The sequence below is a fragment of the Nocardia sp. NPDC051929 genome (assembly GCF_044548645.1).
GTDB lineage: Bacteria > Actinomycetota > Actinomycetes > Mycobacteriales > Mycobacteriaceae > Nocardia > Nocardia sichangensis.
The window spans coordinates 30017-45342 of sequence record NZ_JBIUCG010000024.1 but is presented as its reverse complement, the minus strand read 5'-3'; the positions used below and the strand labels follow the sequence as shown (position 1 = coordinate 45342).

General features: G+C 66.2%; 16 protein-coding genes. 7 read left to right on the top strand and 9 right to left on the bottom strand.

Translation table 11 applies throughout. From position 1 onward, the window contains the following. Positions 1 to 352 precede the first annotated feature (352 nt). From ACIHAX_RS29335 to ACIHAX_RS29325, 3 genes are read left to right on the top strand one after another with little or no spacing between them, the layout of a single operon-like run. Positions 353 to 835: a DUF309 domain-containing protein gene (locus tag ACIHAX_RS29335; protein WP_397280785.1), complete on the top strand. Its 483-nt coding sequence runs from the start codon at positions 353 to 355 to the stop codon at positions 833 to 835. 56 nt (positions 836 to 891) lie between these two features. After that, positions 892 to 1809, top strand: coding sequence for a tRNA glutamyl-Q(34) synthetase GluQRS (gluQRS, locus tag ACIHAX_RS29330; RefSeq protein WP_397280782.1), 918 nt, complete (start codon positions 892 to 894; stop codon positions 1807 to 1809). 46 nt (positions 1810 to 1855) lie between these two features. After that, positions 1856 to 2572 carry an RDD family protein gene (locus ACIHAX_RS29325; protein WP_397280780.1) on the top strand — a complete coding sequence of 239 codons (717 nt, stop codon included), beginning with the start codon at positions 1856 to 1858 and terminating at the stop codon, positions 2570 to 2572. 75 nt (positions 2573 to 2647) lie between these two features. Here ACIHAX_RS29325 and ACIHAX_RS29320 read toward each other — a convergent pair whose 3' ends face one another. Beyond that, the gene (locus tag ACIHAX_RS29320) at positions 2648 to 3166 is read right to left on the bottom strand and encodes a DUF4190 domain-containing protein (protein ID WP_356963390.1); all 519 of its coding nucleotides are present in this window, start codon (positions 3164 to 3166) and stop codon (positions 2648 to 2650) included. A 29-nt stretch (positions 3167 to 3195) separates the two neighbouring features. Here ACIHAX_RS29320 and ACIHAX_RS29315 point away from each other — a divergent pair, with 29 nt between their 5' ends. Then, a complete protein-coding gene (locus tag ACIHAX_RS29315; RefSeq protein WP_356963389.1) occupies positions 3196 to 3975 on the top strand; it encodes a queuosine precursor transporter in 780 nt (259 codons plus the stop codon). 62 nt (positions 3976 to 4037) lie between these two features. On the opposite strand, the gene tgt is transcribed toward ACIHAX_RS29315, so the two are convergent. Together tgt and ACIHAX_RS29305 are read right to left on the bottom strand one after the other, a co-directional pair. After that, positions 4038 to 5297, bottom strand: coding sequence for a tRNA guanosine(34) transglycosylase Tgt (gene tgt, locus ACIHAX_RS29310; protein ID WP_397079209.1), 1260 nt, complete (start codon positions 5295 to 5297; stop codon positions 4038 to 4040). 69 nt (positions 5298 to 5366) lie between these two features. After that, complete coding sequence (locus tag ACIHAX_RS29305) at positions 5367 to 5834, bottom strand: MarR family winged helix-turn-helix transcriptional regulator (RefSeq protein ID WP_397280776.1); 468 nt, start codon at positions 5832 to 5834, stop codon at positions 5367 to 5369. A 62-nt stretch (positions 5835 to 5896) separates the two neighbouring features. Here ACIHAX_RS29305 and ACIHAX_RS29300 point away from each other — a divergent pair, with 62 nt between their 5' ends. After that, positions 5897 to 6403 (top strand): SgcJ/EcaC family oxidoreductase, encoded by a 507-nt coding sequence (locus ACIHAX_RS29300; protein ID WP_397280774.1) that lies wholly within the window; start codon positions 5897 to 5899, stop codon positions 6401 to 6403. Positions 6404 to 6729: 326 nt separating this feature from the next. Here the strand turns inward: ACIHAX_RS29300 and ACIHAX_RS29295 are convergent, their stop codons facing one another. The 4 genes from ACIHAX_RS29295 to ACIHAX_RS29280 all read right to left on the bottom strand — a co-directional run bounded on the left by ACIHAX_RS29295 (position 6730) and on the right by ACIHAX_RS29280 (position 11585). Then, the gene (locus tag ACIHAX_RS29295; RefSeq protein ID WP_355073006.1) at positions 6730 to 8634 is read right to left on the bottom strand and encodes an ABC transporter ATP-binding protein; all 1905 of its coding nucleotides are present in this window, start codon (positions 8632 to 8634) and stop codon (positions 6730 to 6732) included. Then, positions 8631 to 10364 (bottom strand): ABC transporter ATP-binding protein, encoded by a 1734-nt coding sequence (locus ACIHAX_RS29290; protein WP_397280772.1) that lies wholly within the window; start codon positions 10362 to 10364, stop codon positions 8631 to 8633. Before ACIHAX_RS29290 ends, ACIHAX_RS29295 begins: the two co-directional genes overlap by 4 nt. 87 nt (positions 10365 to 10451) lie before the next feature. Beyond that, positions 10452 to 10955, bottom strand: coding sequence for an Rrf2 family transcriptional regulator (locus ACIHAX_RS29285; protein ID WP_364437504.1), 504 nt, complete (start codon positions 10953 to 10955; stop codon positions 10452 to 10454). 36 nt (positions 10956 to 10991) lie between these two features. Beyond that, positions 10992 to 11585: a helix-turn-helix domain-containing protein gene (locus ACIHAX_RS29280; protein ID WP_355073012.1), complete on the bottom strand. Its 594-nt coding sequence runs from the start codon at positions 11583 to 11585 to the stop codon at positions 10992 to 10994. A 203-nt stretch (positions 11586 to 11788) separates the two neighbouring features. Between ACIHAX_RS29280 and ACIHAX_RS29275 the strand changes: the two genes are divergently transcribed. After that, entirely contained in the window at positions 11789 to 14083 is a 2295-nt protein-coding gene (locus tag ACIHAX_RS29275) for an MMPL family transporter (protein ID WP_355073014.1), read from the top strand. Positions 14084 to 14140: 57 nt separating this feature from the next. Here ACIHAX_RS29275 and ACIHAX_RS29270 read toward each other — a convergent pair whose 3' ends face one another. Further along, a complete protein-coding gene (locus ACIHAX_RS29270) occupies positions 14141 to 14416 on the bottom strand; it encodes a hypothetical protein (protein WP_355073016.1) in 276 nt (91 codons plus the stop codon). Between the two features lie 186 nt (positions 14417 to 14602). Further along, positions 14603 to 14803 (bottom strand): hypothetical protein, encoded by a 201-nt coding sequence (locus ACIHAX_RS29265; RefSeq protein ID WP_039794406.1) that lies wholly within the window; start codon positions 14801 to 14803, stop codon positions 14603 to 14605. A 171-nt stretch (positions 14804 to 14974) separates the two neighbouring features. On the opposite strand from ACIHAX_RS29265, the gene ACIHAX_RS29260 reads away from it, so the two are divergent. Next, complete coding sequence (locus ACIHAX_RS29260; protein WP_355073018.1) at positions 14975 to 15262, top strand: DUF6191 domain-containing protein; 288 nt, start codon at positions 14975 to 14977, stop codon at positions 15260 to 15262. Positions 15263 to 15326: the final 64 nt, after the last annotated feature.

Here is a 15326-nt window from a genome sequence, read left to right as displayed (position 1 = left end):
CTGGAAAGCCGAATCCCGTGGTGCACCTTTTGCCGGAGCCCACTTTCCCGGTGCGTCGATATCGCACATCGAGTTCGAGAGGAAATTAACCTCGCGCGGGGCCCGTCCCCGCGCGGTAACACTAGCAGGTCCTTCGAAAGTTTGCCCGGCTCTTGCCTATTCAATCATCGCAACCACACACGTTTGCGAAGCAGCAGGGTTGCGGGAACATTGCCGACCCTAGGTATTCATTCCAAACACTGGCGTACCACAATGTTTTTAACGGATGTGATTGCTCTGTTATCGGCCGACAATTCCCCTCCGGCCGAGGGCAGCGTCGACGGCGGCACAGCGGCCGTGCATGATGGAACCTATGGCCGAACGCGATCGAGACGACGCAGGTCGCGCCCGTAATGCCCGTCCGCGCGACCGCCTTGGGCGTCCGCTGCCTCCCGGCAGTACCGGAGTTGCCCGAATTCCGGATGATCTCGATCTTCCGCCCCAGCAAACCTTGACCTTCGCCCAGCAACTGCTGGACGAGGGACTCGCATTCAATGCACACGAGGTTTTAGAGGCCGCATGGAAGAACGGATCGTTCGCCGAGCGGATGCTGTGGCAGGCGCTCGCGCAGTTCGCTGTCGGTCTGACGCACATACAGCGCGGAAATCCCAAAGGGGCGCGTACACTGCTCGCCCGCGCAGTGTCGCGGATGACGGCATACCGACCGGAGAGCGGGCGGGCGCCCTACGATATCGACCTACCCGGATTGATCGCCCACGCCGAAGCTCTGCTCGCGACGCTGGAAGCGGGCGGCGAACCGGCGGACGCCGACCTGCGGCCGCGTCTGCGCGGCTGATCGCCTCGCTTCTACCATGGCCGGGGTGCGCTTCTCATCGTCCATCAGACGAGCCCGTGCCTGAGCCGGGTGCGGGCCGGTATGCGCCGAGCCCGTCCGGGGACCTGCATCTCGGCAATCTCCGCACCGCACTGCTTGCCTGGGCATTCGCTCGTTCCACCGGCCGCCGCTTCCTGCTCCGGATCGATGACCTGGATCGAGTGCGGCCCGGTGCGGAGCAGCGGCAGCTCGACGATCTCGCCGCGATCGGCGTGGATTGGGACGGGCCCGTGGTACGACAGTCCGATCGGTTGCCGCAGTACGAGGCGGCCATCGAACGCCTCACCGCCGCCGGGCTCACCTACGAATGCTTCTGCACGCGAAGGGAGATACAGAAAGCAGCGACGGCGCCGCACGGACCGATGGGCGCCTATCCCGGAACCTGCCGCACCCTGATTCCCTTGGAGCGCGAGCGGTTGCGCGCGCAGGGCCGCCCGGCCGCACTCCGGCTGCGCGCCAAGGCCACCGAGTTCGAGGTGTACGACCAGTTGCACGGTCGCTACCGGGGCCCGGTCGACGACGTGGTGCTACGGCGCGGTGACGGCATCCCCGCCTACAACCTCGCCGTCGTGGTGGACGACGCGGCGCAGGGCGTCGACCAAGTGGTTCGCGGCGACGACCTGCTGCCATCGACCCCGCGACAGGCATACCTCGCGACGCTGCTCGATCTGCCTGTACCGCACTATGCCCACGTGCCGCTGGTGCTCAATTCGGAGGGGCGGCGGCTGGCGAAACGGGATGGGGCGGTGACACTCCGCGAACGATTGGCGCTCGGCAACACGCCGGAGGAAGTAGTCTCGGCACTGGCCGCTTCGCTCGGCTTCACCGCGACATCGTCGTCCGAGCTACTCGAGCGTTTCGACACCCGGCGGCTACCCCGTGAACCGTCGGTATTCGACGTGGACGGGTTGTTGCGAAGCAGCCCATGTCCGTAACGTACGCATCGTCCAACTACTGATCAATCGACGAGGACAAACAACTATGACAAGCGGTGGGTACGACCCCAACCAGTATCCGCAGGGCGGGCAGCCGTACGGCCAGCCGTACCCCCAGGGGGGCGACCAGTACGGCCAGCAGCAGCCGCAATACGGGCAACAGCCCCAGTACGGCCAACAGCAGCCGCAATACGGGCAACAGCCCCAGTACGGCCAGCAGCAGCCGCAATACGGACAGCAGCCGCAATACGGACAGCAGCCGCAGTACGGCCAGCAGCCCCAGTACGGGCAGGAGCCGCTCGGCCAGTACCCGCAGCAGCCCGGTTTCAACAGCTACGGCGGTCAGCCGGGTGACCTCGGCACTCGTATCGGCGCGCGTGTCATCGACGCGCTCATCCTCTACATCCCCTACATCATCCTGTACACCCTGGTCAACAACTCGCTGGGCCTGACCATCGGTCTCAGCGTGGTGTGGACTTTGGTCCAGCTCGGCTACTTCGTCGGCATGGAGACCTCGCAGGGCACCACGCTCGGTAAGAAGATCCTCGGTCTGAAGGTGCTCGCTCCGGGCGGCGCCGCGAAGATCGACCCGGCTACGTCGTTGAAGCGCAACATCTTCGTCGCGGCCAACATCATCCCGTGCCTCGGCGGCCTCATCTCGCTGATTATGGCGATCTACATCATGGTCACCATCTCGCAGGACCCGAACAAGCAGGGCTGGCACGACAAGTTCGCCGGCGGCACCCAGGTCGTGAAGGCCTGATCCGCCGCGGCGGCACGAACAAACAGGGGCGCACCCAATCGGGTGCGCCCCTGTTGCTTTCGAAGAACCGCGCCGCTACGCGCTGGTCGTCCCCGCGATGATCACGACGACGAACCACAGGATGGCGAGCACGATGGCGCCGACGCCGATCCAGATGCCCGCGAGCGCCATACCGCGGCCCTCCTGGCCGTTCTGCTTGATCTGGTTCAACGCGATCACGCCGAGGATGATGCCGACGATCGAGCCGAGCCCGCAGGTGACGAACCCGACCAGCGACGAGATCAGCGCACCGATCGCCATGCCGTTGGTGCCCTGCGCCGGGACTCCGTAGGGCTGGTACGGAGTCTGGTAGCCGTATTGCGGCTGCGGATACGGCTGCGCGGGCTGCTGGTAGGAGGGGTACTGCGGCTGCGGAGGCGGCGTCATCGGCTGCGAAGGCGGCTGCACCGGGTACTGCGGCGCCGACGGGTAGCCCGACGGCTGCTGCTCCGGGCTCGGGTATTGCGGGACCGAATTCTGTCCACCGGACTCCGGCGACACGCCTTGGCCACCGTACTGCTTCCACCACTCGTCGGAGTCCCCGGGATTCGTCATTGCTACAGCGTATTCCACAACCTGGTTGGATGATGCGGGTGAGTGAGTCGAAAACCACACAAGAGCACGGCGGGCCTGGACGCCCCGCGGACCACGCGGCATTTGCCCAGGTAGCGCGGGGGTACTACGCACCGATCGTGGCCCTTTTCACGGCAACCCTGATCATTTCCAACATCTGCGCCACCAAGGGGGTGGAGTTCTTCGGCGACCGATCGGTGTCGCTGGGGCCGCTGCAAATCCTTCCGATCGCCACCGACGGCGCATTCTTCCTGTTCCCGCTGGCCTACATCCTCGGCGACGTGCTGAGCGAGGTGTACGGCTTCCGCGCCACCCGGCGGGCCATCTACTACGGCTTCGCTGCCCTGCTGCTGACGGTCGTGTGCTTCGCCATCGCGATCCGGCTGCCCGCCGCGAGCTTCTACGACAACCAAGAGGCGTTCCGCACCGTCCTCGGGACGACGCCTCGGCTCGTCATCGCGGGCCTGGCCGGGTACTTCGTCGGCCAGCTGCTGAATTCCGCGACGTTGGTGCTGATCAAGGAGCGGACGAAGGAAAAGTACCTGTGGGCCAGGCTGATCGGATCGACCATCGTCGGCGAGTTCGCCGACACGCTGATCTTCTGCTCGATCGCCGCGGGCGCCATCGGCATCGATACCTGGCAGCAGTTCATCAACTATGTGATCGTCGGCTTCATCTGGAAGACCCTCTGCGAGGTGTTCGTGCTCCCGATCACCTACCGAGTGATCGCGTTGCTCAAGAAGCACGAACCGAGCTACTCGCCGACCGAAGTGGATCCGCTGCACACCTGACGAAATTCCCGGCAGACCCGAGAGGGCGCGGGCCACGAGAGACGATCGAAGACTTCGCGGAGTTACCGATCCACTTCGTGCCCCGCGCCCTTCTTACTTCTCCAGCGGCCCAGTGTCTGCGCCTTGTGTTCATCGAAGTAACCGCCCTCGATGCTCTCGCGGATCCGGTCGACCAGGCGAATCGTGAACCGCTCGTTGTGAATCGTGCACAGCGTTGCGGCGAGCATCTCCTTGGCCTTGAACAGGTGATGGAGGTAGGCGCGCGTGTAGTTGGCGCAGGTGTAGCAGTCGCAGTTCTCATCAATCGGGGTGAAGTCGCGACGAAAGCGGCTGGTGTTGATGTTGAACCGGCCGGTGTCGACGTAGATCGCGGCGTTGCGGGCGACCCGGGACGGGTTCACGCAGTCGAAGGTGTCCGCGCCGTTCTCGATGGCGGTGAAGATGTCCTCCGGCTCGCTGATGCCCAGCATGTGGCGCGGTTTGTCCTCGGGCAACTCGTCACAGCACCACCCGACGATGGCGCCCAGATTGTGCTTCTCCAGCGCGCCGCCGATGCCGTAACCGTCGAATCCCGTTCCCGCGTTTCCGCGAATCGACTCGAGTCCGCGGCATGCCTTTCGGCGCAGGTCCTCGTACTGCGCGCCTTGGACGACGGCGAACAGCGCTTGATACGGACGGTGCGTGCGCGCGGCGGTCAGCCGCTCGTGCTCATCGATACAGCGCTGCGCCCACTCGTGGGTGCGCTGCACCGATTGTTCCTGATAGGCGCGGGTGTTCAGCAGGGTGGTGAGTTCGTCGAACGCGAACATGATGTCGGCGCCGAGCTGGTGCTGGATGTTCATCGACACCTCGGGTGTGAAGCGGTGCACCGAACCGTCGAGGTGGGAGCGGAACGTGACACCGTCGTCGTCCACGGTGGCCAGCCGCTCTTTGCCGGGTGCGATCACGTCGTCGCTGCGTACGTCGACCGCTTCCATCGCGAGCACCTTCTTGAACCCGACGCCCAGTGACATCACCTGGAACCCGCCGCTGTCGGTGAAGGTCGGCCCCGGCCAGTTCATGAACGCGCCGAGCCCGCCCGCCTCGTCCACGATGTCGGCGCCCGGCTGCAAGTAGAGGTGGTAGGCGTTGGCCAGCAGCGCTTGGGCGCCGAGTTCCCGCATGGTCTCCGGCAGGACCGCCTTGACTGTCGCCTTGGTGCCCACCGGGATGAAGGCGGGCGTGGCGATCGGCCCGTGCGGCGTGGCGATCACACCGGACCGGCCGTGCCGCCCGTCCAGGCGCGTACCGACGGTGAAGGAGAAGGATTCGGGACCGGACACCCCGCTATCCTCGCAGTTCGGCAGACGCCGCCCGAACCAGGCCACCGCTCGCCCCGGCCCCGGCGCCGGTCAGTCGGATTCACCGAGACGCGACACTCGCTCGGTCTGCTCCTGGTGCACGCGCAGTGCGGTGCGCAGGAAGTCGAGCGCGATGTGCAGCTCGTCGGTGTCGAACCGAGTGAGAGCGTCGGCCCCCGCCATGCCGACGGGCTCGAAGATCTCTCGCGCCACCTCCTCGGCCCGCGCGGTGCCTTCCACCAGTATCCGCCGCCGATTGCCGGGATCTTGTGCGCGCGAGACGAATCCGGCCCGCGCCAATCGGTCGACGACGGTGGTGGTGGCAGCGGGACTCAGTCGCAGCGCGACGCTGAGCTCCCCCGCCGCCAGCGGCCCACGGCCGAGCACGATGTCCAGGCAGCGCAGGTCGGTGCGATTCAATCCCAGGCGCACCGCCGCGGCCTCGTCGAAGGCGTCGAAACTCTGCTGCAGCAGCCGCAACTCCTGCGCGATCGCATCGATCAATTCATCTTTCGACATTCGAAACTTTCGTCTATCGTACATTTCGATGTCCGAATCTTAGCATCGAAAGGCACGCTCCCATGAACACGACACTCGACCAGCGCCGCGCCGACGATCTAGCCCTGCGCGGCCTGTTCGACAAACTCATGCAAGCCTGGACCGATAACGACGCCGCCGCCTACGCTGCGCTGTTCACCGAGGATTCCGACTACGTCTCCTACGACGGCACCCGAGCCATCGGCCGCAGCGAGCATCAGGCCAACCACGCCAAGCTCTTCCGCGGCGTCCTGGCCGGTTCGGCACTGGTCGGCGATCTCGAGTCGATCCGCATCATCACCCCCGACGCGGCGATCCTGCACGGCACGGCATCGGTCCTGATGCCCTGGCGTTCCCGGCTGCCCGAACGCCGCCTGTCCCGCCAGACACTGGTGACCGTCCGCACCGACCACGGCTGGAAGATCACCGCGCTGCACAACGGCCGCGTCCGCCCGGTACGCATCCCCGAACCGGATTCCTTCCCGTCGAGAATGTCCCAGCTCATGGCCCGCCTGGCGCGACGCCTCGGTTTCGGCAACAAGCGATCGTAAGAGCCGGTTCACGAACCAGGCCGCTCAGCGCCGCGCTGGAAATCACCAACCGCACCGCGCGGGCGCGACCCCCACAACAATCCTCGGACGCCCAACCGACAGCCGCCCACTGCGAATCGCATGCACCGAAGTAGCGGACTCGAACGCCGACGCGCCCAGCGCACCGCAACCACGTCTTTCGAGCGCAGCGAGACCGAGCATCCGCCGTTCGCGGCCCGGCTCGCGTCCGAGTGACCGCCGCGTAGGCGACGAAGGAGCAAGCGGCGGTCGCTCGGACACGAGCCATAAAGGGGCCGCGAACACGCCGCGCCGAAGGCGCGGCCAAACTACACTGCGCCTGCGAACTGGGCGTTGTACAGGCGGTAGTACGCCCCGCGCTCGTCGAGCAAGCGTTCGTGCGAGCCGTGTTCCACGATTCGGCCCGCTTCCATGACGACGATCAGGTCGGCGTCGCGGATGGTGGACAGGCGGTGGGCGATGACGAAACTGGTCCGGTCGCGGCGCAGGGCGGCGGTGGCGTGCTGCACGAGCAGTTCGGTGCGGGTGTCCACCGAGCTGGTCGCCTCGTCCAGGATGAGGATGGACGGCTTGGCGAGGAACGCGCGCGCGATGGTGATCAGCTGTTTCTCGCCGGCGCTGACGCCGGAGCCCTCCTCGTCGATGATCGTGTCGTAGCCGTCGGGCAGCGCGTGCACGAAGCGGTCGACATAGGCGGCGCGCGCCGCGGCGAGGATCTCCTCTTCGCTCGCGTTCGGGTTGCCGTAGGCGATGTTCTCCCGGATGGTGCCCTTGAACAGCCAGGTGTCCTGCAACACCATGCCGATGCGCGAGCGCAGGTTGTCGCGGGTGATCTCGGTGATGTCGACGTCGTCGATGGTGATGGTGCCGGCGTCCAGTTCGTAGAACCGCATGAGCAAGTTCACCAGCGTGGTCTTGCCCGCGCCGGTGGGGCCGACGATCGCGACCACGTGCCCGGGCTCCGCCACCAGCGACAGCCGCTCGATCACCGGCTTGTCGGGTTCGTACCGGAACGAGACGGCCTCGAACTCCACCCGGCCGCGGTCGACCGGGCGCGCGTCGGCCATCACCGGGTCCGGGCTCTGCTCCTCGGCGTCCAGGATCTCGAAGATCCGCTCGGCCGAGGCGACGCCGGACTGCAGCAGGTTGGCCATCGCACCGAGCTGGGTCAGCGGCTGGCTGAACTGGCGGGAGTACTGGATGAACGCCTGCACCTCGCCGAGCGAGAGGCTACCCGTGGCCACCTTCAACCCGCCGACGAGCGCGACCAGCACGAAGTTCACGTTCCCCAGGAACATGATCGAGGGCATGATCAGGCCAGAGATGAATTGCGCTTTGAAGCTCGCCTGATACAGCTGTTCGTTGCGCTCATCGAATGCCTTGCCGACCTCGCGGTTGCGGCCGAACGCGGTGACCACCTCGTGCCCGGTGTACGCCTCCTCGACCTGGGCGTTGACCAGGCCGGTGTACTTCCACTGGTCGACGAAGTGCGGCTTGGACCGTTTCGCGATCTGCGCGGTGACCACGATGGCGGCGGGCACGGTGAGCAAGGCGATCACCGCGAGCTGCCAGGAGATCCAGAACATCATGACCAGGATGCCGAGCACCGAGAACACCGAGATGAGCAGCTGGCTCATGGTCTGTTGCAGGCTCTGCGAGACATTGTCGACGTCGTTGGTCACCCGGCTGAGCACGTCACCGCGCGGCGCGGAGTCGAAGTAGCGCAACGGAAGTCGGTGGATCTTGTCCTCGACCTCGCTGCGCAGCCGCTTCACGGTCCGGTTGATCACGATGTTGAGCAGGTACCCCTGCAACCACCCGAAGACGGCCGCACCGATGTACAGCGCCAGCACCAAGGCGAGGACCCGCCCGACCGCGCCGAAGTCGACCCCCACCCCTGGCACCACGTCCATGGCGCTGAGCATGTCGGCGAAAGTGTTGTCGCCCTTGGCTCGCAGGGCTTCGATCGCCTGGTCCTTGGAAACGCCGGGCGGCAGCTGTTTGCCGACCACGCCGTCGAAGACCAGGTTGGTCGCCTTGCCGAGAATGTACGGGCCGACGGTGTTCAGCACCACCGAGACGATGACGAGCGCGATGATCAGCGCGACCTGTAACCGCTCCGGCGCGAGCCTGCGCAACAGTCGTTTCAGCGAGGGCACGAACGATTTCGCCTTGGTGCCCGGCGCACCGGGCGTTGGCATTCCGGGTCTCATCGCGCCTCCTCGGCACTCAGTTGCGACTCGACGATCTCCCGGTACTCCGAGCACTCCCGCAGGAGCTGCTCGTGCGTGCCGATGCCCGCTATCGCGCCGTCTTCGAGCACCACGATCTGATCCGCGTCCCGGATGGTCGCGATGCGCTGCGCGACGATGACAACCGAGGCGTCCGCTGTCTCCGGCTTCAGCGCCTCCCGCAGCCTGGCGTCGGTCGCCACGTCCAGCGCGGAGAACGAGTCGTCGAACAGATACACCCTGGGCTTCTTCACCAGCGCTCGGGCGATGGCCAAGCGTTGACGCTGGCCTCCGGAAACGGTGGTGCCGCCCTGCGCGACGGGGGTCTGCAGACCCTCCGGCATCTCGCGGACGAAGTCGGCGGCCTGCGCGATCTCCAGCGCGCGCCACAGCTCCTCGTCGGTGGCGTGCGGATTGCCGTAGCGCAGGTTGCTCGCGACCGTGCCGGAGAAGAGGTACGCCTTCTGCGGCACCAGGCCGATCTGCGAGCGCAACACCTCCAGGTCGATGTGGCGCACGTCGGTGCCGCCGATATAGACCGCGCCGTCGGTGACATCCATCAGCCGGGGTATGAGGTTGACCAGCGTGGTTTTGCCCGCGCCGGTGGACCCGACGATCGCGGTGGTGGTGCCGGGGCGCACCTCGAATCGAATGGCTTTCAGCACCGGCTTCTCCGCGCCGGGGAAGGCGAACTCGGCGAACCGGAAATCCACGACAGCCGGGTCGTCGGTGAACGGCTGCGGCAGGCGCGGCGGGTGCACCGAGGACTCGGTGTCGAGCACTTCACCGATCCGGTCGGCCGACACCGCGGCGCGCGGCGCCATCATGGCCAGGAACGAGGCCATCATCACGGCCATCAGGATCTGCATGATGTAGGACAGCATCGCGGTGAGCGAACCGATCTGCATGTGCCCGGCGTCGATCGCGTGCCCGCCGAACCAGATCACCGCGACCGCGGTGACGTTGCTGATCAGCATGACCGTGGGGAACATGAGCGCCATCAACCGGCCGACCCGCAGCGCGGTGTCGGTGAGTTCGGTGTTGGCCAGGCCGAACCGCCAGGTCTCCTGCCGCTCCCGCACGAAGGCCCGCACCACGCGAATACCGGTGATCTGCTCGCGCAGTACCCGGTTCACCTCATCGATCCTGGCTTGCATGTCGCGGAAGCCGGGCACCATTTTGGAGATCAGCACGGCCATGGACAGGCCGAGCGCGGGCACCGCGATCAGCAGCAGCCAGGACAGGCCGAGATCCTCGCGCAACGCCATGATGATGCCGCCGACGCACATGATCGGCGCCATCACCAGGATGGTCGCCGACATCACGATGAGCAGCTGAACCTGCTGAATGTCGTTGGTATTGCGGGTGATCAGCGAGGGCGCGCCGAACATGCCCACTTCGCGCGCGGAGAAGGTGCCGACGCGGTGCAGCAGCGCGCCACGCAGATCGCGGCCCGCGCCCATGGCCGCCTGCGCGCCGAGATAGACCGAAGCGGCCGACGCGACGATCTGCACGCCCGTGACCGCGAGCATCCACAAACCGGTGCTCCAGATGTAGCCGAGATCACCTTTGGTGACGCCGTTGTCGATCAGGTCCGCGTTGAGGCTGGGCAGATACAGCATCGCGATCACGGAAATCAGCTGAAGCACAACGACCCCCGCGAGCTGGGTGCGGTAGGGGTACAGATGCGTGCGGAGCAGTTGGGTCAGCATGATGAATCGCAGGCTACCGGCTGTCGGCGCGATACGCCGTGAAGATTTCTGACCTGCATGAATGCTCTCCCGTCGGGGTCTGCGGAGCTAACGGCGCGCCCAGGCGCCTTGGTCTTCGGTGAGCGTTTCGACGAATCCGGGCAGCCGGTTGCTGGCGATGTCGGCGATGGTGACGTTCTCCAGCACCGCGCGAATATTGACCCGCAGCGCGATCCACACCCGCTGCAACGGCTCGGCCGCACCGGCATAGCGGACGTCCTCCGGCCGCGCGCCGCGCACCGACGCGAGCGGGCCCTCGATCGCGCGGATCACGTCGGCGATGGAGATGTCGGCGGCCGGCCTGGCCAGCCAGTAGCCGCCGTCCGGGCCGCGCCTGCTGATCACGAGTTCCGCGCGGCGCAGTTCGCCGAGCACGGACTCGAGCACCTTGGGCGGAATCCGCTGGGCGGTGGCGATCGCTTCGGCCTTGACCACCGGCGCGGCCTGCACAAGGGGTGCGCCGAGTCCGACCGCCGACTGGTCCAGCCGCGGCGCACTGGCGATCTCGAGCAGCGTTCGCACCGCGTAATCGACCTTCGCGGTGATGTGCACAGCAGCGACTCCTGGCGTCGAGGGGATGGCTCGAATCTACGCGGCGCCGCCGCCCGCGAGCACACAGGTCGCGGCGTCCAGCAGTGACGATTCCACCAGCGAGTCGTCCGCACCAGGCACGAGTTCCTTGGACACCAGCGCAACACCGATCACCTCGAGCGCGGCGCAGGCGCGCAGGTGCGCCTCCTCGGTGGCGTCCGGTCCGGCCAGCCACTCGCGCAGCGCCTTGCTGGTGTTCATCAGATCGGGGTAGCGGTCGGCCATGGCGTTGATGATCGCGACCGTGTCGCGCACGACCAGCGCCCCGGCGTCTCGGTGATGGATCAGACCGCGCAGATACGTCCGGAGCACCTGGCGGATGCCTTCGGCATCGTGCGGCACCCGGTCGAGATCGTCCACCACCGAACGCATGAGATCGACGATCGGATCGATGATCGCCAATAGCAGATCGAGCTTCGACGCGTAGTGATAGTAGAGCGACGCCTTTGTGATTCCTACCGCATCCGCGACCTCGCGCAGGCTCGTCTGCTCGAATCCTTTGGCTCCGAACAGCTTTACCGCGGCGTCCCGAATCGCGATTTTAGTGCTTCCACCTGCGGCGACAGCGCCGGGTGCGTCACGCACGGCCATTCGACGATCCTCTCATCACCTTCGCATCGAGCGAAGATCACCCGTAAAATTGAGGTTGTACCTCCGCTTAGCTCCTGGGTAGTCTACCTACCGCACGGTAGGCAGAAAGCGTCAGTGGAGGCGGAGGCAGGCAGGGCACCTCCGCGAGTGCTGTCTACACGCAGAACCAGCACGATCCCAGTCATCGCTAGGAGTAACCAGTCGTGTCCGTTTACCTGTACAGATGGGGGAAGTTCGCCTTCCGCCGGAAATGGATAGTGCTTCCCGTCTGGCTCGTCTTGTTCGTGCTCCTCGGTGGCCTGGGCGCGCAGCTCAGCAAGCCGATGAGCAACGACTTCAGCATGCCCAACCTGCCCTCGGAGCGTGCCAACGAAATCCTCGACAAACACTTCCCCGGCGCCTCCGCCGCGTACAAGTTCGACGCGGTCACCGGCACCTACGTCGCCGCCGCGCCGGAGGGTCAGACGCTGACCGATCCGGCGAACCGTGCGGCGCTGGACGCGTTCATCGCCAAACTCGGCCGGCTCGACATCGTCGACCACGGCAAACCCATCACCAACCCGGTCGAGGCGACCGAGAAGATGGGCTGCCTGAGCAATCCCGATCCCGCGCAGTGCAGCGCCGCCCCGCTGAACGTGCTGAGCAAGACCGCGCCCGCGACCGTGGCTGTGATCAATGTCCCGTTCACGATCGCGAAGGTCACCGACGTGACCGACGCCCAGCGGGAAACGGCCTACGACGTGGCCGCCGACGCGCGCAACGCCGGGCTGACGGTCGAGATGAGCGGCTCGATCGCGCAGAAGCAGGAAGCGCCCAGCGGCAAGTCCGAGATGATCGGCATGGCCGTCGCGCTGGTCGTGATGGTCGTGGCGTTCGGCGCCATCGTCGCGGCGTTCGTGCCGATCGTCACCGCGATCATCGGCCTCGGCGCGGCCACCTCGCTGATCATGCTCGGCACCTCGGTGATCGAGATCCCCAGCTTCACCACCTTCCTCGCCTCGATGATCGGCATCGCGCTGTCCATCGACTACGCGCTGTTCATCGTGTCCAGGTACAAGCATGAACTCGCGGTGCAGGATTCGCCGGAAGAGGCCGCCGGCACCGCGCTCGGTACGGCCGGTTCCGCCGTCGTGTTCGCCGGTCTGACCGTCATCATCGCGCTGGCGGGCCTGAGCATCGTCGGTGTCGAGTTCATGACGTTCATGGGTCTGGGCGGGGCCATCGCCGCCGGTTTCGCGGTGCTCACGGCGATCACGCTGATGCCTGCGCTGCTCGGCGCGTTCGGCCGGTTCCTGTTCAAGCCGAAGCTGCCGGTGGTCGCACAGCACGATCCCGAGGACGAGAACTCGGTCACCAACGGCATGCGTTTCGGCCGCCTGATCGGCCGCGCGCCGTGGGTCGCGCTGATCCTGAGCGTCGTGGTGCTCGGCGCGCTCGCCGCCCCCGCGGCCGGCCTGAACCTGGGCCTGCCCGGCGAGGACAGCATGCCGAAGACCTCCACCATCCGGAAGGCCTACGAGCTGCGGACCGAAGGCTTCGGCGAGGGCAGCAACGGCGTGCTGAACGTGGCCGCCGACCTGAGCGCCGTCCCCGCCGAGAACCGGGACGCCGCGGTGAAGGCGCTGCGCGACAAGCTCGCGTCCTACCCCGACATGGACTACGTGACCGAGCCGCAGTGGAGCCAGGACCAGCAGGGCGCGCTGCTGAACGGCGTGCCCAAGTCCGGGCCCAACAACCAGGCCACCAAGGATCTGGTGCGCGACGCCAGAGAGGCCGAGGGCCAGCTGAAGGCCGAGTACGGCATCGAGTACGGCATCACCGGCACCACGGCGATCTTCGCCGACGTGGACCACGTGCTGCTCAGCAAGATCGTGCCCTACCTGGCGATCGTGGCGGGCGCGGCGTTCGTCCTGCTGATCCTGGTGTTCCGGTCGATCCTGGTGCCGCTCACGGCGGCGCTCGGGTTCCTGCTGTCGATGGCCGCGACCTTCGGCGCGACTGTGCTGATCTTCCAGGAGGGCAAGCTCGGCCTGATCGAGGACCCGCATCCGCTGGTCAGCTTCATGCCGATCATGCTGATCGGCTTGGTGTTCGGCCTCGCGATGGACTACCAGGTCTTCCTGGTGACCCGGATGCGCGAGGAGTTCGTGCACGGCAGGTCGGCCAGGGACGCGGTGGTCGCCGGCTACCACCACGGCGCGCGCGTGGTGACCTCGGCGGCGATCATCATGATCTCGGTGTTCGGCTCGTTCCTGCTGGAGACCGACGTGACCGCGAAGTCGTTCGGTTTCGCCCTGGCGGTTGGCGTGCTGCTGGACGCGTTCATCGTCCGCATGGTGCTGATTCCGTCGCTGCTGGTGCTGATGGGCAAGTGGTCGTGGTGGATGCCGAAGTGGCTCGACCGCATCCTGCCCGATATCGACGTCGAGGGTACGAAGCTGCGTGAGCTGCAGCGGCGTTCCGCCGAGACGGCGAAGGTGCCGGTCGGCGTCAGCTGATCCGAAGGCCATGGCTCGGCCCCGCATCCGGACTCCGGATGCGGGGCCGAGTGCGTTTCACCGGCTCGGTTGCGGCAGTTCGCAGTCGCCGACCTTCGGATCGACGCCGACATAGTTGAGCGGGCCCGCGAGGGCGGTGAGACCGATCGTGCCCCAACCGGCGCAGTTCAACGGCGGCCCGCTGTCGAAATAGTGCCGCTGCCCGGCCGCGAGCAGGCCGATCGCCAGCCAGGCCAGCAGCAGGAACCCGAGCACCCGGGAGCCTATGCCCGGGCCGCGGCCGGCACGCGCACGACGTTCGTAATCACGCTCACGACGCCCGTAATCACGCATCTCCTCGGTTCCTTCCGTGCTCCCCGTCGAGGGGGGATACCCGGCCACACCGACAGTTACCCAATAAGCCCGAGGTAGTGTGGATCGAATCGCGTCTCAGCAAATGTTTGGTTCACGGCCCGCGCAGACGAAAAGCGGACAGCCGGGCGGCATACCCACCCGGCTGTCCGCGGTTACTCGATCGAACTACGGGCTCGGTTGCGGGACATTGCAATCCGCGACCTTCGGGTTGACGCCCATGTAGTTGAGCGGTCCCGCGATCACCGTGACGGCGATGGTGCCGAAACCGGCGCAGTTGACCGGCCCGCTGTCGAAATAGTGCCGTTGTGCTGCGGCGACCACGCCGATCAGCAACCAGATCAAGACGATTACACTTCCGATTCTCATGTTTCTCTCGCGCATCGTTCCCGCGCGGATTGTCCGACGGCGCATCTGGCATCGCGTCCTTCCCCGCACTTGCGTATCGGGCGTATACCCGCGATCACGTCGGTTACCCCTCATGAAAAGGACAATTTTCACTCCGGTTCTACGGGACTGCCGGCTGGTACCTTCGGTGGCATGGCGGCGCTGTTCCAGTGGACGATTCCAGGCTGGGTGATCCTGCTCGTGCTGGTGGCCGTCTACGAGTTGACCGTGAACAAGCGCCGCAGGCGCCGCCGCACACCGATCTCCGGCACGTTCACCGACGAATTCACCGCGCTGTTCTACTCGACCAAACGCATGGAGCTCGACCATCGCGAATCGGTGTCGATGTTGCGCGACGAGCAGGACCAGGGGGCACCGCCGCTGATCGGTGTCGACCTGGCCGGTCGCAAGGTCGTATTGCGCAGGGTCGGTAACGAGTAGCGCTGCGCGCCCGTGATTCTCAGCGAAGGTGACCGTCGTCGGACAGAATGAGGCCCATGCGCGG